Source organism: Rhizobium sp. 22-785-1 (genome assembly GCF_053521965.1).
Genome location: NZ_JBNWDI010000003.1, coordinates 303,989 through 321,739 on the forward strand (window position 1 = coordinate 303,989; position 17,751 = coordinate 321,739).

Genomic DNA, 17,751 nt, shown 5'->3' on the forward strand with positions numbered 1-17,751 from the left:
AAATTCAAGTTTACCCTTTACGCGCTGAGCCTTGCCGCCTCCACGGCACTGGGCGCCATGTCCGCACAGGCTGCCGGCCAGGAAATTTCCTGGATCTATTGCGGCGACAAGATCGACCCGATCCATGAGAAGTACATCAAGGAATGGGAAAGCAAGAACGAAGGCTGGACCGTCAAGCCGGAAGTCGTTGGCTGGGAACAATGCCAGGACAAGGCGACAACGCTTGCAGCATCGGGCTCTCCAGCAGCCATGGCCTATGTCGGCTCGCGCACGCTGAAGCAGTTCTCTGAAAACGACATGATCGTTCCTGTCCCGATGACGGACGAGGAAAAGAAGTCCTACTATCCGCACATCGTCGACACCGTCACGGTCGATGGCGAGCAGTGGGGCGTTCCGGTCGCCTTCTCCACCAAGGCTCTCTACTGGAACAAGGACCTGTTCAAGAAGGCGGGTCTTGACCCGGAAACGCCGCCGAAGACCTGGGAAGAAGAAATCGCTTTCGCCAAGCAGATCAAGGAAAAGACTGGCGTCGCCGGTTACGGCCTGCCTGCCAAGACCTTCGACAACACGATGCACCAGTTCATGCACTGGGTTTACACCAACAACGGCAAGGTCATCGATGGCGACAAGATCGTCATGGACAGCCCTGAAGTGCTGGCAGCTTTGAAGGCATACAAGGACATCACCCCTTACTCCGTTGAAGGCGCGACTGCCTACGAGCAGAACGAAATCCGCGCAATCTTCCTCGACGGCAAGGTCGGCATGATCCAGGCTGGTTCTGGTGCGGCTTCGCGTCTGCAGAAGACCGGCATCAACTGGGGTATTGCCACACTCCCGCTCGGCCCTTCGGCAAAAGGTCCAGGCACCCTGCTCATCACCGACAGCCTTGCCATCTTCAAGGGTTCGGGCGTGGAAGACAAGGCCATTGAATTCGCCAAGTTCATCACCTCTCCAGGTCCACAGGGCGAGTATGAGCTTCAGGGTGATGCCGGCCTGACACCGCTTCGTCCTTCGCCGAAGGTCGATGAGTTCGTTGCAAAGGATCCTTACTGGAAGCCTCTGATCGATGGCATCACCTATGGTGGTCCTGAGCCGCTCTTCACCGATTACAAGGGCTTCCAGAACACCATGATCGAGATGGTCCAGTCTGTCGTCACCGGCAAGGCTGAGCCTGAAGCCGCGCTGAAGAAAGCTTCGGCAGACCTCGAGCAGTACAAGTGATGCCGAACGAAGGGGGCGTTGCCTGACGCCCCCTTCGACACCACCGCAGGTGTCAAAACCCTTGCGGTAGAAGAAACAGCGCTGCCGAATGCACAGAATGCAAACGGCCCTCTGGAGACGATCGTGGGTCAGCTTCATCTCAACAACGTGAAAAAATTCTACGGCGACTTTGAAGTTCTCAAAGGCGTGCAACTTAATGTTCCGCATGGAGAATTCGTCGTTTTCGTCGGCCCATCAGGCTGCGGAAAATCAACGCTGCTGCGCATGATTGCTGGGCTGGAATCGATCAGCGACGGCGACATCGTCATTGATGGTATCCGCGTCAACGACAAGCCGCCCGTCGAGCGCGGCATCGCCATGGTTTTTCAGTCCTACGCGCTCTATCCTCACATGACGGTCTTCGAGAACATCGCCTTTCCATTGCGTGTGGAGAAGATGGCGGAAGATAAAATCCGCGAAAAGGTTCATGCCGTCGCCAAAATCCTCCAGCTCGAGCATCGGCTGGAGCAGAGACCGGGTATGCTCTCAGGCGGCCAACGCCAGCGCGTCGCCATTGGTCGTGCCATTGTCCGTGAACCGAAGATATTCCTCTTCGATGAGCCTCTGTCGAACCTCGACGCGGCTTTGCGTTCAGACATGCGGATCGAGTTGACGAAGCTTCATCGCCAGCTGAAAGCAACGATGATCTATGTGACACATGACCAGGTCGAAGCCATGACCATGGCGGACCGTATCGTCGTACTCAACGGTGGTTCTATCGCCCAGGTCGGTTCGCCGCTTCAGCTCTATCACAAGCCGGATAATCTCTTCGTTGCGGGCTTCATTGGCAATCCCAAGATGAACCTCCTGCCCGTCACCTGTGTGGAAGCTTCGGACACTGGCGTAACCATCGCCTACGAAGGCAAGCAGCTAACGGTGCCGGTTGCGCGCGGCCAGGTCCGCGCTGGCGATACGCTGACACTTGGTATTCGCCCGGAACACTTAAGCCTCGGCACCGGCGACATGACCATTACCACGGTGCCAACCGTCATCGAAAGGCTCGGCATCAATACGATTTCTTATTCCACACTCTCTTCCGGCCAGCAGTGGTGCGCCCTGCTTCCAGGCTCTGCACCGGTTGCGGTAGAGCAGCCCGTCTCGGTCGCGATCAACGGTGCGGATTGCCATCTGTTCGATGGCGAGGGCAATGCGCTGGAACGCCGCATCGACTGGAAGACACAGGAAATGCCTGTTCTAGCCTGAGCTTGGTTTCAAGGCGAATAGCAAAAATTTGAGAGTGTTTCCTTGTTCTTAGGGAACACCCTCACTTATGTCATCATGCGTATGGGCAACGAAAGAAACCCGCCACTGCCCTCGAATCCATGAACGACGTTTCAGGCCGCCTTGTGCCCATGCGGGTCCTGCAGGATTGGCCAGATGTCGCGCCGGACCCTGCGGTATGGATTCGTCGCAGGGTCGTTCGGATAAGGCTTGCCGGCGGAGCAATAGAGGATCTTCGACGCGATCTTGGAGAAAGCCGCGTAGAAATGGTTGGTCGACTTGATCAGCAGGATCTTCCTTGACAGAGGATCTATCCCAAGGGCTGTAAAGAGCGACGGATCGTAGCTTTGAACCCGCACCGTGCCCAGGATCACGTCGATGCCGTTAAAATGAATATGCGCTGCGTCGCCAAACGGGGCGATGCTGTCGCCAAACTTCATCTCAGCATTGGAGGCGACCTTCACCACCTTGACCAAGGCGTCGATCGGGTCACCGGTATTGGGTGCGGATTTTGCCCCGAAGCGCAACGGGATTTCAGCGCCCTCGCCTGCCGCCATGCAGATTTGCACTGCAATCGGATCCCAAACCAGACCGGCGGCAACACTTGAAGCACCCTGCGCCATCAGTTCCCGCAGGAGCACCGTGGCGTCACCGGCCGTACCTCCGCCTGGATTGTCCCACACATCGGCAATGACCACGGGTCCGTTAGAGGTATCCGCCTTCATCGCAAGCGCCACAGCCTCGGCCTCACCGATCTGCGGCATCATAAAGGTGCCACGCTTATCGAAGAGCTCAAGCCCGATCGAGCGCGCCAGGGCTTTCCCCTTGGCTTCATTGCCATCGGTGACCGCGATCGTCTTCGTTCCCATCTCCGGCACATCGCCCGCCATGAAGCCATGGATAACCGATAGCGACAGGACCTCTGGATCCTGCTTTTCCAGGGCAAACATGCGATCGACAATGCCGCGCATTGGCTCGCGCGAGGTCGGGAACACGTCGATCATGCGACAATCGAATACGGACATGATCGGTTTGACGCGACCTTCCAGCGTATCCACGGCGATCCGCCACAGATCTTCTGCGCGATCGACGAAGTCGGTATGCGGAAATTCCTTGAAGACGACGAAGAAGTTCACGGCATCGACGCGCTTCTGCGTCAGATGGCTATGCGGATCTAGTTCCGCGCAGACCAGAATGTCGGGTCCAACGATCTCGCGGATCCGCGCCAGGAGATCGCCCTCCGGGTCCAGATATCCATCCGCCACCATGGCGCCATGGAGACCCATCACCACAGCATCAACGGGCATAGCAGCCCGCAGCTGATCGAGAATTTCATCGCGCAAACTTTCGAACGCCTGACGGTTGATCAGGCCAGCAGGATCCGCCCAGGCAGCTGTTCCTTCGATCAGCGTCCATCCCTTTGTGGCACAAACGGCGCGTCCGACGGTAATCGGCGCTGTACAGAGGGTGGGCGTTGCTGGGTGCTGGCCCGGAGGGGCATATAGCGATTCCACGAACGCCCGCCTATCGATGCAGATTGGCGCGAATGTGTTGGTTTCTGTGGCGAGAGCCGCGGTAAAGATGCGCAAGGACTTGGGCCTTTTTGCTGAAGGGCGGGACGTTTACTGGCCCATAGGGTTTGGGAGATAACCGGTGAAGCCAGAAATCTTCCAGCGGCCCTCGTGCAGACGGCAGTAATAGAGCGTCTGCCACTTCATCACATCGACCGAGCCGTCGGGCTTCTTGATGCCGCCGTCGAACTTCTTGCGAACCAGCGCCGTATCACCGGAAATTTCGATTTCTTCCAGGGTCGTGGTGGTAAAGATGGCGGTGCGTGGATCTTCGCCGTAGCTTCCCTCGGCAAATTCGCGTGCCTGCTTCAACCACTCGTCCCGATAGGCGGGCAGATCAGGGAACGCCAGGGTCCATTTGTCCGGGTTCGGCTCGCGATTGCCGCTGATGCCGATAAACCCCTCTTCAACGAAATCGCCAGCGACCATCGACCAGTCTGCGGCCAGAAACGCATCAATATCGCGCGGCACAAGCATTTCCCATATGGAATGCCGCGCAGCATCCGAGGCAGGAAACGGATTGAGAAAAGGATCGCGCATCCGAAGGCTCCGTATCTAAATTATTTTCATGACAACCAAAAAACTCTGGCAAAAATCCGTTTTCTATGGTCACTTGTCAATGAATAACGAAAATAATTTGCAAGAGCCGTCACATGAGCATCAAACGATACGGCGCTGAGAAGTCCGGCGCAGGTGGACAAACCCTTCCTTTTGCACGCGCCGTCGAAGCGGACGGCTGGCTGCATGTTTCCGGCCAGGTCGCCATGGAAAATGGCGAAATCATTTCCGGCGGGATCATCGAACAGACTCACAAGACCATCGAGAACGTGATCGCCATTTTGCACGAAGCGGGCTATGGCGTCGAGCATGTCGTGCGCTGCGGCGTGTGGCTGGACGATCCGCGTGACTTCTGGACCTTCAATCGCATCTATCAGAGCTATTTCGGCGAACATCCGCCAGCACGCGCCTGCGTCCAGGCATCGATGATGGTGGACTGCAAAGTCGAAATCGACTGCATCGCCTACAAACCTAAGTCCTGAGCGCTGTCCAATGGATATCTTTGCGACCATCCAGGATGAGAGAGCGCAGTTTTCACCATCCGAACAGCGCATCGCGGAGATATTGCTGAACGAGTTCGACTTTGCCGTCGGCGCGTCGATCATAGAGCTGGCTGAAAAAGCGGATGTCTCTCCGCCGACCGTGACCCGCTTTTGCCGAAGGCTCGGCTGTCAAAACTTCGCCGATTTCAAGGTGCGTCTCGCTAAAACGGCGTTTGTCGGCGTGCGCTATCTGAACCCCGAGGCCAAGAGCACGTCGGCGGTCGATGTCGCCGAAGACATCATCACCAAGGCGCAGAACGCGCTTTTTATGGTTCACCGTGCGCTCGATCCACAGGTGCTCGATGCTGTGACCGAGCGGATCGCTGCCGCGACCATGGTCTATGCCTTCGGCTCCGGCGGCAATTCGTCCATGGTGGCGACGGAGTTGCAGAACCGGCTCTTTCGGCTAGGCACCCGCATCACCGCCAGCAACGATCATAATATGCAGCTGATGCTGACTGCGGCGGCCCAAGAGGGTGACGTGATCATCGGGTCATCCTTCTCGGGACGCAACCAGGAACTGATGCGCTCCTTCAAGCTGGCTAAAGAAAACGGCGTTCGAACCATCGCGCTCACTCAAGTGAAAAGCCCGCTAGCAAAGCTTGCGGATCATGTCATAGGCATCGATCTGCCCGAGGGCGATAACATCTATCGCCCCACCTCGACGCGCTTTGCCTATCTTGCGGTGATCGACGTAATCGCAAGCCTCGTCGCCTATAAGAACCGCAAACACTCCACCGTCACGCTGCGCCAGATCAAGCAGCAGTTGCTGGAGCATCGCGATGGCGGGGACGATCGCCAGATATTGGGAGACTGACGACATGACGACCCAGAAGCACATCGCCGTGGTCACGGGTGCTGCCGGCGATATCGGACGCGCCATTGCAGCCCGGCTAGCAGAAAGTCATGACCTGATCGCACTCGTCGATATCGACGTCCACGCGCTGGAAAACGCCGTGGCAACGCTTGGCGGCGGATCGTCTTACGTCGCTGTCGCGACGGATGTCACCAGCACGGACAGTCTCGCAGCTCTGGCGTTGCAACTCGAAAAGCTCGGCAAGGTCGTAACCCTCGTCAACAATGCCGGTGCAGCCCGTGCTGTCTCGCTGCACGACACGACGCCGGAAATCTGGCGAATGGATTCGAGCCTCAACCTGGAAGCTGCCTTCCTGACCTTCCGCGCTCTGGAGCGAGACCTCAAGGACATGCAAGGGTGCGTCGTCAACATTGCCTCCGTCAACGGCATGGCGGTTTTTGGCCATCCAGCCTACAGCGCCGCGAAGGCAGGCTTGATCCATCTGACAAAGTTGATCGCGGTCGAATATGGAAAATTCGGGATCCGAGCCAACGCCGTGGCACCCGGAACCGTGCGCACCCAAGCCTGGGAAGCGCGCGCCGAAGCCAATCCAAACGTCTTCGAAGACGTGAAACGCTGGTACGCACTGCGCCGCATCGCGACCACGCATGATGTCGCCAATGCCGTCCATTTTCTGGCAAGCGAACAGGCAGCGGCGATCACCGGCGTCTGCTTGCCGGTCGACTGCGGGCTGACGGCGGGCCAGGCTGAGCTGGCGCACACCTTCTCTCAATCCAAACACTACTGAACACGCATAAAATCAAGGGAACGACGATGAGCAAGACCGGATTTCGCCTCGAAAACGCATGGCATCCTATCGAAGGTGATGCGTCAGGCGGCTTCGCCTTTACCCTCATCAATCTGACAGACAAGCCGGTCAGCGACTTCAAACTCGCCTACACCGCGCTGACCCGCGTCATGGACAATCCGGTTTGCGAGAATGCGACCTTCCTGCTTCGCAACGCCAATTTCCACCAATACGCGCCGCCTTCTGGTTTCGTTCTGGAGCCGGGTGCGAGCTGGCGCTTTTCCGTGCGCGGCCTTTGGCGGCCTGCCAAGCACAGGACAGACGGAGCGAAATCCGCTTATCTGACATTCTCCGACAACACCCATCACACAATCGACGTTGCTGACCTGATGTTGGAAGGAAGGCCAAGTGAACCGCAAAAGCCGCTCCTGCCGGAAGGGCGTGTCACCGAGCCGTTTTCCCTTTTACCCTGGCCCAAGCAGGCGAATGTGCAAGCCGGTGACACGCCGGTTGCCATGTATCCGGCAGAGGGCAGCGCGCTTGCCGATGTGAAAGCAATGGACATTGTGCTCGGTCTCCATCGCCGCCTGTTTTCCGCGGCCCATCAACCGTTCTCGCTGGCCGCCGTTGAACAGGGCAAGGCTGTTCGTTTCCAGCAAAGCGATTCACTTGCCGCTGAAGCATATGCGCTCACATTCGCCGAGGATGAAATCCTGCTTTCCTTTGGCGGCGATGCCGGTCGTCAGTATGGCCTGACAGCGCTTGCACAGCTTCATGATGGTGCGCGCCGAAACGCCGCGCTCTTTCGCTTTCCCGGATCCGGCACCATCAACGACGAACCGCGTTACGGCTGGCGCGGATGTCATCTCGATGTGTCGCGCCAGTTTTCTCCGGTGTCAGACGTGCTCCGTCTCATTGATATTCTCGCCTGGTACAAGATGAACGTGTTCCATTGGCATCTGACCGATGACGAGGCGTGGCGCTTTGAGGTTCGTGCCTATCCGCAATTGACCACCGTCGGCGTCAGACGTGGACCGGACGAGCCTATGCTGCCGCAGCTTGGCAATGCCGCCGAACCAGTGGAAGGATTTTATACCCAGGCCGACGTTACCGCCATCATCGCCCATGCGACCGAGCTCAATGTCGAAGTCGTGCCGGAAGTCGACATCCCCGGTCACAGCACGGCCATTCTCGCCGCTCTTCCCGAACTGGTCGATGGACAGGAAGCACCGGACAGCTATCGCTCCGTTCAAGGCTTCCCGAACAACGCGCTCAATCCTGCGATCGAAGAGACCTATGTGTTTCTCGGCAAGGTGTTCGATGAAATGGTCGAACTCTTCCCATCAAAGCTCATCCATATTGGTGGCGACGAAGTGGCCGACAACACCTGGATGGCCTCACCGCTCGCCCGCAAGCTGATGGAGAAGGAAGGGCTCGACGGGACCTTCGGGCTCCAGAGCCACTTCATGAAACGCATTCAGAAAATGCTGGCCGACAGAGGCCGCAGCATGGCAGGTTGGGACGAAGTTTCCCACGGTGGCGGCGTCAATCCTAACGGTACCTTGCTGATGGCATGGCGTGCACCCGAAGTCGGCGTTGAGCTTGCTAAAGAAGGCTACGACGTGGTGATGACGCCGGGACAGGCTTATTATCTCGACATGGTGCAGGACGAAGCCTGGCAGGAGCCCGGCGCCAGCTGGGCCGGGACCGTCCCACCCCACCACACCTATCACTACGAGGCGGTGGGCGATTTTCCCGAAGACCTGAAGCCGCGCCTTCGTGGCGTACAGGCCTGCATCTGGACCGAACATTTTCTCAACCGCGACTACTTCAACCATCTGGTCTTCCCGCGCCTGCCAGCAGTTGCGGAAGCCGCATGGACGCCGCGTGAGCGCAAGGATTGGGATCGCTTCTCGGCGCTCGTGCGCCTCAGCCCTACGCTGTGACAGGAGACATTTCGATGGTGTTACGCATAGCAGTCGGCGGCATTCATACGGAGTGCTCCACCTATTCTCCGGTTCTGATGCAGCCGGAGGATTTTCGCGTGTTGCGCGGCGACGATTTGACGGGCGCGGAGTATTTCAGCTTCCTGCCAACCGAGGATGTGGAAATCCATCCACTCCTTCACGCCCGTGCAATCCCAGGCGGGCCGGTCTCTCGCGCTGCTTATGAAGGCTTCAGAAAAGAGTTTTCCGAAAAGCTGCTGGCGACCCTGCCCCTTGATGGTCTTTACCTTGCCATGCATGGCGCAATGAATGTCGAGGGCATGGACGATGCCGAAGGCGACTGGATTGCTAATGCGCGCTCTATCATCGGGCAGGATATTCCGCTCGCCGTCAGCTACGATCTGCACGGAAACGTCACCCAGAAGATCGTCGATCAAATCGACATCTTCGCGGCCTACCGTACAGCCCCGCATATCGATGTGCGCGAAACGATGGAACGGGCCTGGTTGATGCTCGTCCGGACGCTGAAAACGGGAGAAAAGCCAGGTGTCGCCTGGGCGCCGATCCCGGTTCTCCTGCCGGGCGAGAAAACCTCGACCGAAGACGAGCCGGCCAAATCGCTCTACCACCGCCTGCCGGAGCATGACCGGATCGATGGTGTGTGGGATGCCAATCTCATGGTCGGCTATGTCTGGGCGGACGAGCCCCGCGCGACGGCCTGCGCCGTGGTGACGGGCTCCGATTATCAGGCGGCAAAGCGAGCGGCGGAAGAGATTGCGTTTTCCTACTGGCAGGCAAGGCAGGAGTTTCGCTTCGGTCCCGTCACCGGTGACCTCGACGATATGCTCGACCTGGCTGAAAAGGCCGACACGAAGCCGGTCATTCTTGCCGATTCCGGGGACAACCCTACCGGTGGTGGCGTTGGCGATCGTGCCGACGTGTTGAAATCGCTCATCATTCGTGGCTTCGAGGGTGCCGTGATTGGCGGCATCACGGATCGCCCGGCGGTAGAGGCCTGCTTCGCTGCAGGCGTCGGCAAGACGCTGAGCCTCAAGATCGGCGGCTCGCTGGACCCGGCCAGCCCCTTTATTGAAGTGGGAGCAGAGATCATCAGCCTTGACGACCCAGGGCCCGCCGCCGAACGGCAGGCAGTGGTGAAGATTGGCGGCAACACCCTCATTCTGGCCGCACGTCGTCGCCCCTACCACAATATCGCGGACTTTACCCGCCATGGCATAGATCCCGCCAAGCTGAGGTTGCTGGTGGTAAAATCCGGGTATCTGTCGCCGGAGCTTCAACCCCTTTCCAACCCGAACCTGATGGCTCTGACGGATGGCGTCATCAACCAGGATATCGAGAAATTAACGTCAGAGCGCAGGGTGCAACCGATATTTCCTTTCGCTAAGGATTTCGATTATACCCCGGTTGCAAATGCCTCGGCGCGATGGCGTTAATACCCTGAAAGCAGGGTAAAGACGCCGGCGGCCAGATCATTTTTCGCGCCCGATTATAGCCGAGCGCTCCATACTTCATCGATCCTGCGTGTTCGCAGGCTGACCCTGCTACTGGACGATCCATGCTGTCGGCACTGCCTTTCGTTTATCGACATAGCCAGCTGCGGCTTTCTGCTGCGGGCATATTCGTCTTTGGGTTTACCGGGGCAGCGACCGCGCCCTACATGTCGCTGATTGGCATTCGCGAACTCGGCCTGACGGATGCCGGGTTCTCGATCCTGAGTTTCGTTGCTGCGCTCGTCAACGTTTCGGCCAGCATCAGCATGGGCATCCTTTCGGACCGGCTCGGACATTACAAGCTACCCATTCTGGGAGCCTGCATATCCGGTGTCTTGGGATATGGCGTGGTCTTCGCCTTTCCCACCATCTGGACTTTCGCGCTAGCTCTGCTCATTCCAATCCCGATCTATGGCGCGCTCAATTCTCTGATTTTCGCCTATGTGCGTGCAAGCTGTGTCAGCATGCCGCCGCGAGAACTGATCGCCGTCAACTCCGCCGTACGTGCCGCGATTTCGCTGTCCTGGGTGCTGGTTCCAGGCATCGTCGGTTACGCCCTGGCTGGCAGAACCAGTATGCTTCCCGCGTTCCTGTTGGCAGCGCTCGCATGTGCCTTCTGCTTCTTTCTCTTTGCTCAGTTCATGAGAGAGGAAAGCATAGCGCATACCGAACGAACGGAGCCTGGCTATGCCTTTCTCGCATCCATTCGCCATCTCGGATCAAGCGCAATCTGGCCCTTCGTACTTGCCATTGCGCTGATTTCGTCGACGCTCCATGTCAACGGCATTGTCCTACCGCTGGTCGTGACAGGAAAGGCGGAAGGCCAACCTTCGGATGTCGGCGCAATCGTCGGTATCGTTGCGCTTCTTGAAATCATCTTTATCTTCTTTTGGGGTTGGGTCGAAACCAAGACGTCGGCGGCCGTCGCCATTGGTGCAAGTGCGCTCATCTATTGCGTTTATATGCTGGGCCTTGGATTGGCGAGCGACCCCATGACGGTCTATCTCCTCACCCCGCTGTCCGGTCTTGGGGCAGCTGGCATCATTTCCCTCCCAATTACCTATCTGCAAAATCTGATCGCAAAACGTGCAGGTCTTGGGAGCTCTCTGATTGCCGTCAACATTTTTCTAGGCGGAGGTTTGAGCTCGTTGCTCTTTTCTGCTGGGACCGCTCTCAGCGATTATTCTCACACGGCGATGCTCGGCGCCTTTGCGGGTTTGTGCGGCGTGACATTGCTCGCATTTCTCCACAACCGTCCGCCCGCGCGAAAAGCGGAATCGATTTTCGCAAGTCACGATATCTAGAGTAAAGAGCATAGAATGTCCGTTGTGCATCCAACACGACGGACGTCACTTTGACGACACCAGAAGGAAAGTGAACATCATGGCTGATCGAAGCGGGCGGTTGCTCGAAATCTGCGTCGATAGCGCAGAGGGTCTCGCCGCAGCCATCGAAGGTGGCGCTGACCGCATCGAACTCTGCTCGGCACTTGGCGTCGGTGGACTGACCCCGCCCTATGGTCTGATGCAATATGCGCAGCGCATCAGTCCGATCCCGGTCTATCCCCTGATCAGACCGAGGGCCGGCAACTTTGTCTATGATGCCTCCAATGTCGCCATCATGGAAGCCGACATTGCGCAGGCACGTGACCTTGGGCTGCCGGGTGTCGTTATCGGTGCCACTACCAACGATCGCAAACTGGACCGGCGGGTGCTGGAAAGATTGATCGGAACCTCAAAGGGTCTGGATATCACTCTGCATCGGGCTTTCGACATGGTGGACGATGCGGTCGAAGCGCTCGAAACCGCAATTGAACTTCGCATATCGCGCATTCTCACCTCCGGAGGCGCAAGAAGCGTGTCACTTGGCATAGCAACTATCCAAAGGCTGGCGGAACAAGCAGCCGGACGCATCGCCATCATGCCGGGTGGCGGCGTCAGCGTGGAACTGGTGCCCGAGCTTCTTGCGTCATCCGGCCTCAATCAAATCCATGCCTCCGGTAGCGCCTCATCGAACGAAGAGGAACTCCTGGTGGAATTCGGCTTTGCGCCGCAACAGCGCAGACGAACAAGCGCTCAGGTCGTCCGGGCTTTAAAAACCGTCCTTTTGGAGAGTTGAAGCAGCTCGTTACAAAACGTTGCGCGACGAGCATCAGGAGGAAGAGGCTGCCAGATCGACCTCATCCCTGAGGGGAGATGCGACGGCACGATTGGAACGCTTGGCAATATAGAGCGCCTCGTCAGCACGCTTGAAGACCGGATCTGGCGAGGTTTCTCCGTTCAGCACCCTGCTTATTCCATAGGATGCGCCCACCGTCATGATCGTCCCGTGGACCTCGTAAGGTTTGGAAATCAACGCCGCGATCTGCTTGCATCGTATCTCAGCCTGCTCTTCCACAACCCTCGGCATCATCACGGCAAACTCGTCGCCTCCCAACCGGAAGCAGATATCGTCCTTCCCGCATCCGGCGCGCAGCCGTTCCGCGACCTGTTTCAGAACGTCGTCTCCATCAGCATGTCCGAAGCGATCATTGATTGCCTTGAAACCATCGAGATCGATACAGACGATGGTCAGCGGCCCTTGCTGCAACAGTCGGCTGAACTCAGTCGAAACGAGAGTTCTGTTTGCAAGACCGGTCAGGAAATCATGTGTCGCTGCATGACGCATCCGACGTTCGGCATCCAACAACATCTTCAATGCCTGGCGCGATGTTAAAATAGCGAAAATGCAACTCGCGACAAAGATGCAGAGAGTCACCGCTGCGATTGGAAGGGATTGACGAAGCAGATCGTGCGCCGGACTATCCGCGTGCCATGACAAAACCTGCACCTGGCCATTTGGTGCAGTCGCTATTTCCACGGAGGCGCGCCCAACCTTTACCGAGGCTGCGGGTTCGACCGTCGCATCGTCGAGCATGAAGCGCTCACCGAAAAACGTCTGAAGGTTGCCCGCAATGGGAATCGCCGAGACGAGAATAGGAGCGTGATCCGTAGTCGGAGCCACCGTTCCGATATCTGCCTGGAAGAGGCTGGCGGTCAACAAAAGGGCATCATCGCCAACGACCTCCATCCTGCTGAAAGCGATCTTGGCGGGAATGCCCTGTTTCTTTGGTTGATGCTCGTGCACGCGAACGAGATCCACAAGCGGACGAGCCGCCGCCACGAGGGCATCAGGGCCTCTCTTTAAAAAAGAGTGGTCGCTAAAATCATCCGCCGTCTTGGCATAGATGATCTTGTCGCTGCCATCGATTACGACGAGAGAACGAACGCTCGACGTGCCCAGAATGGACTTGCCGAGATTGCGCTCCGCCCAGTCGAGATCAAAGTTATTGTTAAGCTTTTCAATCGCTTCATCCCAGATTGTCCAGGATGTCAGCGCCACTTCCGTGTCAAAAATCCACGTCGCGACATTGCGCCTGACAAGCGTTTCCTGACGTTCACGCGCCTCCGCATCCAGCCGTGTCGCACCGAAGTAAAGAACAGTGGCAAGGCCGAGCAACAACAGCCCCACAATAATGGCGATGGGGCCGATAAACCTGGCATGATTGAAGCGCATCGTCATAGGAAATTCCGTTTGCAACACGCAACAAATCTATATCAGCGACCCTTCACGGACTGTTATCGGTCGGAACGATAATCTGGAAAGGGTTAAGCATTTACGCGTTAGCCCTGCGCAGTTCGGCATCGAGCCAAGAAATCGCCCTAATGAAGAATATCCTTGCAACCAGTTCGCTTTCAGTGACGAGAGAGACGGGTCGGATGACCCGCTCACACACCCGCCTCTGACATTATCGCGCGGCCCGCTGTTTTCCTGGTGCGAGATCGGCCACATCGGCAACGATCGCAGCCGCCTCGGTCTGGAGAACGTCTTTGGCATTCTTGCGCGCATTTTCGAGCGCGAGGTTGGCGCTGAGGCTGCGCTCATTTGCCTGAAGACCATCATCTTTCGGAAGGACGTCTCCACCTTCATCCTGACGCGCCTTCAATTTGGCAGCCGCAGCCGCCATCTCCTTGCGACGCTCTGCCTCGTTGAGGGATATAGTCTTCTTTTCCCGCTCCGCTTTCAACTCTACCACATCGGCGACAAAGCGCTGATAGTCCTTATCGTCTTTCACCCGCGCTTCGTGACGGCTTTCCAGCTGAGGCACGAGGCCGGCCATGTCGCCCAGTTTGCTGTACTTGGCGGGCTTGATCGTCGTCCAGGGCAATGCGTTATCGTAGCTCGATTCGCCCAAAGTCTTTGGGTCGAGCACGCCGGGGGTAGCGATATCGGGCGTCACACCGCGCAACTGGGTCGTCCCACCATCAATTCTGAAGAACTGCGCAATCGTAAGTTTGAGCTGGCCAAGCTCTGGCTCCTGCTTGCCCGCCACCTTGTCAAGATCGACCACCGTCTGCACAGTTCCCTTACCGAAGCTTGGATCACCGACGATCACGCCGCGGCCATAATCCTGGATCGCTGCGGCAAAAATCTCCGACGCTGAAGCCGACCCGCGATTGATCAAAACGCCGAGCGGTCCGTCCCATACCGGGGCAGCGATGTTATCGCTTTCCACCTCTACCTTGCCGGCGGCATTGCGTTGTTGGACAACCGGACCTTTGCCGGTGAACAGGCCAGTCAGATCGATAGCCTCCGTCAACGATCCGCCGCCATTATCGCGGAGGTCTACCACGATGCCATCGACCTGCTCCTGCTTCAACTCGCCAAGAAGTTTCTCGACGTCGCGGCTGGCGCTCCTGTAATCCTTGTCGCCGTTGCGGCGTGCATCGAAATCCTCGTAGAATGTCGGCAAAGCGATGACGCCGATCTTCAAAGTCCGGTCTCCAAGCTTAACCGGAACGACGGACTTCTTTGCCGCCTGTTTTTCCAGGCTGACCTTATCTCTCACCAGACTGATGACGCGGTGTCCGCTGGCATTGCCAGCATCGGCTGGAAGGATGTCCAATCTCACGACCGACCCGACCTCACCACGAATCATCTGGACGACTTCATCGAGACGCGTACCGACGACCTCTTTAATCGACCCTTCTTCGCCCTGACCGACGCCGATGATACGATCTCCGACGGCAAGCTTGCCGGACAGTTGAGCCGGACCACCGGCAACCAGCTCCCGGATCGTCGTATAGCCATCACGCTCCTGCAGCACGGCACCGATGCCGACGAGGGAGAGCTTCATCGAAATGTCGAACTCAGCAGATGCCTTGGCGCTGAAATAATCCGTATGCGGATCGACCGCAGTGGTGAAAGCCGCCATGAAGGATTGGAACACGTCATCACCCTTATAGGTATCGACGCGGTCGAGGATATTCTTGTAGCGCTTGTCGAGCGTGTCGCGGATCTTCGCATCGTCCTGATCGGCGAGCTTCAGCCTCAACCAGTCGCTTTTAACCCGCTTGCGCCAAAGCTCGTTTGCCTGCTCTTCAGTCTTCGCCCAGGGCGCATCTTCGCGCGACAGCGGATAATCTTCCTGCACGGTGAAATCGAAGCCGTCTTTCAACAGACTGCGCGCATAAGTCATGCGCTCGGTCACGCGTTGATTGTAGATATCGAACATCGAAAAGGGAATCTTGAGATTCTTGTCGACGATCGCGTCATCCAGTTTTTTGCTCTGCTTGGCAAAACTTTCGATGTCGGCCTGTGTGAACAGCATGCGGTCGGGATCGAGCGACTTGATATACTTGTTCATGATCTTGATCGAGAGCGCATCGTCTAGCGGCACCGGACGGTAGGCATAACGCTCAAGAAACTGTGCGCTGAGAAGGGCCGCTTCTGCCTGGGGCGCAGTCGGCTCCAGCACAGGCAGGCGGGAGGGTTCGCGTGCCTGCGCGACAGAGGCAACTCCGATGAGAAGGCCGACGAAAAGGGGCTTGAAGCGCATCCCGACATGTTCCTTATTATTCCACATACGCGTCTTATCTTATTCTGGGGCAAAATTGCGATATTTTAAAAGCGGTATCAAAACATATTGATACTGTGGGCTCTCCCGCCGTTCAGATATCGGCCAGAATTGGCGCAGACGATCTGATATCTGCTCTCATAAGGAACCGCCGCTTCAAACAGCCGTTCACTCCAGCCAGAAAAGGAGATCGATATGGCCTATGTAAAGACGCGCGACGGAACAGATATCTACGTAAAGGAATGGGGTGAAGGACGCCCGGTCATATTGCTGCATGGCTGGCCACTCTCATCAGATATGTGGGATGCTCAAGCCATGGCGCTAGCCGAGGCCGGCTATCGGGCAATCGCCTATGATCGTCGCGGCTTCGGCCGATCCGGTCAACCGTGGAACGGTTACACATATGATGGCTTGGCAGACGATCTTGCCGATGTGATGCAGGCGCTCGGCGCGACAGAAAATGCGAGCCTCGTCGGCTTCTCCATGGGTGGCGGCGAGGTCGCCCGCTATATGAGCAGGCATGGCGGAAAAGGCGTAGTCTCTGCAGCGCTGATTGCGTCTGTCGTTCCTTACATGCTGAAAACGGAGGATAATCCCGAAGGAACCCCGGAGAAGGTTTTCGACGAGATTGCCGACGGCATCAAGAAAGACCGGGCACATTTCTTCAAGTCGACATTCTTTCCGCAGTTTTTCGGTGTCGGACTGCTTTCCCAGCCTGTCAGCGATGAGGTCATCGCCACGGCTACGGCAATCGCTATGACCGCAGGACTGAAACCGACCCTCGCCTGCGCCCAAGCCTTCGCGACCACGGACTTTCGCCCGGACATGCCTCATTTCCGCGTACCAACGCTCATCATCCACGGAACGTCCGATAAGACTGTTCCGATTGACGCGTCGGCGCGCGCCGCGGCAGCAGGTATCCAACAATCACTCCTCATCGAATATGACGGAGCTCCCCATGGATTGAGCGAGACGGACGGTCCGCGTCTCACCTCGGATCTGCTTAATTTCCTGCAGAAGTAATGGTGCGTGATCGCCGCCTACCAAGCGGCGTTCCATATTACCGCGCCTAAAAGCAGGTCGCCAAAAAAGTGTATAACAACTACGCGACATCCGCTGCAATAAAGCAAAACCCTAAAGCACGTGAGCGTCCTCAAAGATCGACACGCGCTTTAGACTTACTCTGGCCCTACAGTGACGCTGGCCAAAATGACAGGCGATATTCCCGTTGTCATCGGCTTGCATAGGGACGACGAGAAAAATAGACACTCCGTGCAATCAGGAGTAACACATGCAGAATTTAAGAAGCTTGATTATCGCCCTCGTCGTCGGCATCGCGGTTGGGACCGCATTCATGATGCTTGATAAATCACAAGGCGCCGAATGGGTGGTCTCACCACAACAGATCGAGCAGGCGAAGGCTGAAGGCAAGCAAGGTTATGAATCCTCGCCTGGTACCATTGCGGCTTTACCCATCCGAAGCGAAACTGCAGACGTTCTTCCGTTCAAATGGACGATGTACGGGCTTCTGGCGGCGGTGGTGACCTTCCTGACCCTACGCAAGAAAAAGACCGCCTGAATCGAAAAAGCCTGCCGCGGGAGGAGGTGCGGCAGGCTTTCGAAAAGAACCGAATGGCAACTG

15 protein-coding genes are annotated in these 17,751 nt (G+C 57.3%); 11 read left to right on the forward strand and 4 right to left on the reverse strand.

Going from position 1 to position 17,751, the window contains the following annotated elements; all coding sequences use genetic code 11:
• The first annotated feature begins 57 nt into the window (after window positions 1-57).
• Window positions 58-1,221: an ABC transporter substrate-binding protein gene (locus ACQZ5M_RS09020; RefSeq protein WP_296106605.1), complete on the forward strand. Its 1,164-nt coding sequence runs from the start codon at window positions 58-60 to the stop codon at window positions 1,219-1,221.
• A gap of 123 nt (window positions 1,222-1,344) precedes the next feature.
• Entirely contained in the window at window positions 1,345-2,463 is a 1,119-nt protein-coding gene (locus tag ACQZ5M_RS09025; protein ID WP_296017624.1) for an ABC transporter ATP-binding protein, read from the forward strand.
• Between the two features lie 131 nt (window positions 2,464-2,594).
• Here the strand turns inward: ACQZ5M_RS09025 and ACQZ5M_RS09030 are convergent, their stop codons facing one another.
• A complete protein-coding gene (locus tag ACQZ5M_RS09030; RefSeq protein WP_449079525.1) occupies window positions 2,595-4,070 on the reverse strand; it encodes a M81 family metallopeptidase in 1,476 nt (491 codons plus the stop codon).
• A 33-nt stretch (window positions 4,071-4,103) separates the two neighbouring features.
• The gene (locus ACQZ5M_RS09035) at window positions 4,104-4,592 is read right to left on the reverse strand and encodes a hypothetical protein (RefSeq protein WP_296017377.1); all 489 of its coding nucleotides are present in this window, start codon (window positions 4,590-4,592) and stop codon (window positions 4,104-4,106) included.
• A 113-nt stretch (window positions 4,593-4,705) separates the two neighbouring features.
• Here ACQZ5M_RS09035 and ACQZ5M_RS09040 point away from each other — a divergent pair, with 113 nt between their 5' ends.
• From ACQZ5M_RS09040 to ACQZ5M_RS09070, 7 genes are all read left to right on the forward strand, one after another.
• Window positions 4,706-5,092, forward strand: a complete 387-nt coding sequence (locus ACQZ5M_RS09040; protein WP_062424125.1) for a RidA family protein — start codon at window positions 4,706-4,708, stop codon at window positions 5,090-5,092.
• 10 nt (window positions 5,093-5,102) lie between these two features.
• Window positions 5,103-5,969 (forward strand): MurR/RpiR family transcriptional regulator, encoded by an 867-nt coding sequence (locus tag ACQZ5M_RS09045; RefSeq protein ID WP_296039622.1) that lies wholly within the window; start codon window positions 5,103-5,105, stop codon window positions 5,967-5,969.
• 4 nt (window positions 5,970-5,973) lie between these two features.
• Complete coding sequence (locus ACQZ5M_RS09050; protein WP_449079526.1) at window positions 5,974-6,756, forward strand: SDR family oxidoreductase; 783 nt, start codon at window positions 5,974-5,976, stop codon at window positions 6,754-6,756.
• A gap of 26 nt (window positions 6,757-6,782) precedes the next feature.
• Window positions 6,783-8,702 (forward strand): beta-N-acetylhexosaminidase, encoded by a 1,920-nt coding sequence (locus ACQZ5M_RS09055; RefSeq protein WP_449079527.1) that lies wholly within the window; start codon window positions 6,783-6,785, stop codon window positions 8,700-8,702.
• Window positions 8,703-8,716: 14 nt separating this feature from the next.
• A complete protein-coding gene (locus ACQZ5M_RS09060) occupies window positions 8,717-10,156 on the forward strand; it encodes a M81 family metallopeptidase (protein WP_449079528.1) in 1,440 nt (479 codons plus the stop codon).
• 122 nt (window positions 10,157-10,278) lie between these two features.
• Window positions 10,279-11,517, forward strand: coding sequence for an MFS transporter (locus ACQZ5M_RS09065; RefSeq protein ID WP_449079529.1), 1,239 nt, complete (start codon window positions 10,279-10,281; stop codon window positions 11,515-11,517).
• Window positions 11,518-11,596: 79 nt separating this feature from the next.
• On the forward strand, window positions 11,597-12,331 hold the full coding sequence (locus ACQZ5M_RS09070) for a copper homeostasis protein CutC (protein WP_449079530.1): 735 nt from the start codon (window positions 11,597-11,599) through the stop codon (window positions 12,329-12,331).
• 33 nt (window positions 12,332-12,364) lie between these two features.
• Here ACQZ5M_RS09070 and ACQZ5M_RS09075 read toward each other — a convergent pair whose 3' ends face one another.
• The gene (locus ACQZ5M_RS09075; protein WP_449079531.1) at window positions 12,365-13,774 is read right to left on the reverse strand and encodes a sensor domain-containing diguanylate cyclase; all 1,410 of its coding nucleotides are present in this window, start codon (window positions 13,772-13,774) and stop codon (window positions 12,365-12,367) included.
• Window positions 13,775-14,000: 226 nt separating this feature from the next.
• Window positions 14,001-16,091 carry a carboxy terminal-processing peptidase gene (locus ACQZ5M_RS09080; protein WP_449079532.1) on the reverse strand — a complete coding sequence of 697 codons (2,091 nt, stop codon included), beginning with the start codon at window positions 16,089-16,091 and terminating at the stop codon, window positions 14,001-14,003.
• 213 nt (window positions 16,092-16,304) lie between these two features.
• Here ACQZ5M_RS09080 and ACQZ5M_RS09085 point away from each other — a divergent pair, with 213 nt between their 5' ends.
• Both ACQZ5M_RS09085 and ACQZ5M_RS09090 read left to right on the forward strand, forming a co-directional pair.
• Window positions 16,305-17,132, forward strand: a complete 828-nt coding sequence (locus ACQZ5M_RS09085; protein WP_296106476.1) for an alpha/beta fold hydrolase — start codon at window positions 16,305-16,307, stop codon at window positions 17,130-17,132.
• 268 nt (window positions 17,133-17,400) lie between these two features.
• Window positions 17,401-17,688: a hypothetical protein gene (locus tag ACQZ5M_RS09090; protein WP_449079533.1), complete on the forward strand. Its 288-nt coding sequence runs from the start codon at window positions 17,401-17,403 to the stop codon at window positions 17,686-17,688.
• Window positions 17,689-17,751: the final 63 nt, after the last annotated feature.

Excerpts from the sequence above, each read along its gene's own strand:
- ACQZ5M_RS09020 (WP_296106605.1), top strand. The coding sequence starts at position 58 with ATGTCCGCACAGGCTGCCGGCCAGGAAATTTCCTGGATCTATTGCGGC.
- ACQZ5M_RS09035 (WP_296017377.1), bottom strand. The coding sequence starts at position 4,592 with ATGCGCGATCCTTTTCTCAATCCGTTTCCTGCCTCGGATGCTGCGCGG.
- ACQZ5M_RS09040 (WP_062424125.1), top strand. The coding sequence starts at position 4,706 with ATGAGCATCAAACGATACGGCGCTGAGAAGTCCGGCGCAGGTGGACAA.
- ACQZ5M_RS09045 (WP_296039622.1), top strand. The coding sequence starts at position 5,103 with ATGGATATCTTTGCGACCATCCAGGATGAGAGAGCGCAGTTTTCACCA.
- ACQZ5M_RS09050 (WP_449079526.1), top strand. The coding sequence starts at position 5,974 with ATGACGACCCAGAAGCACATCGCCGTGGTCACGGGTGCTGCCGGCGAT.
- ACQZ5M_RS09055 (WP_449079527.1), top strand. The coding sequence starts at position 6,783 with ATGAGCAAGACCGGATTTCGCCTCGAAAACGCATGGCATCCTATCGAA.
- ACQZ5M_RS09060 (WP_449079528.1), top strand. The coding sequence starts at position 8,717 with ATGGTGTTACGCATAGCAGTCGGCGGCATTCATACGGAGTGCTCCACC.
- ACQZ5M_RS09065 (WP_449079529.1), top strand. The coding sequence starts at position 10,279 with ATGCTGTCGGCACTGCCTTTCGTTTATCGACATAGCCAGCTGCGGCTT.
- ACQZ5M_RS09070 (WP_449079530.1), top strand. The coding sequence starts at position 11,597 with ATGGCTGATCGAAGCGGGCGGTTGCTCGAAATCTGCGTCGATAGCGCA.
- ACQZ5M_RS09075 (WP_449079531.1), bottom strand. The coding sequence starts at position 13,774 with ATGACGATGCGCTTCAATCATGCCAGGTTTATCGGCCCCATCGCCATT.
- ACQZ5M_RS09080 (WP_449079532.1), bottom strand. The coding sequence starts at position 16,091 with ATGCGCTTCAAGCCCCTTTTCGTCGGCCTTCTCATCGGAGTTGCCTCT.
- ACQZ5M_RS09085 (WP_296106476.1), top strand. The coding sequence starts at position 16,305 with ATGGCCTATGTAAAGACGCGCGACGGAACAGATATCTACGTAAAGGAA.
- ACQZ5M_RS09090 (WP_449079533.1), top strand. The coding sequence starts at position 17,401 with ATGCAGAATTTAAGAAGCTTGATTATCGCCCTCGTCGTCGGCATCGCG.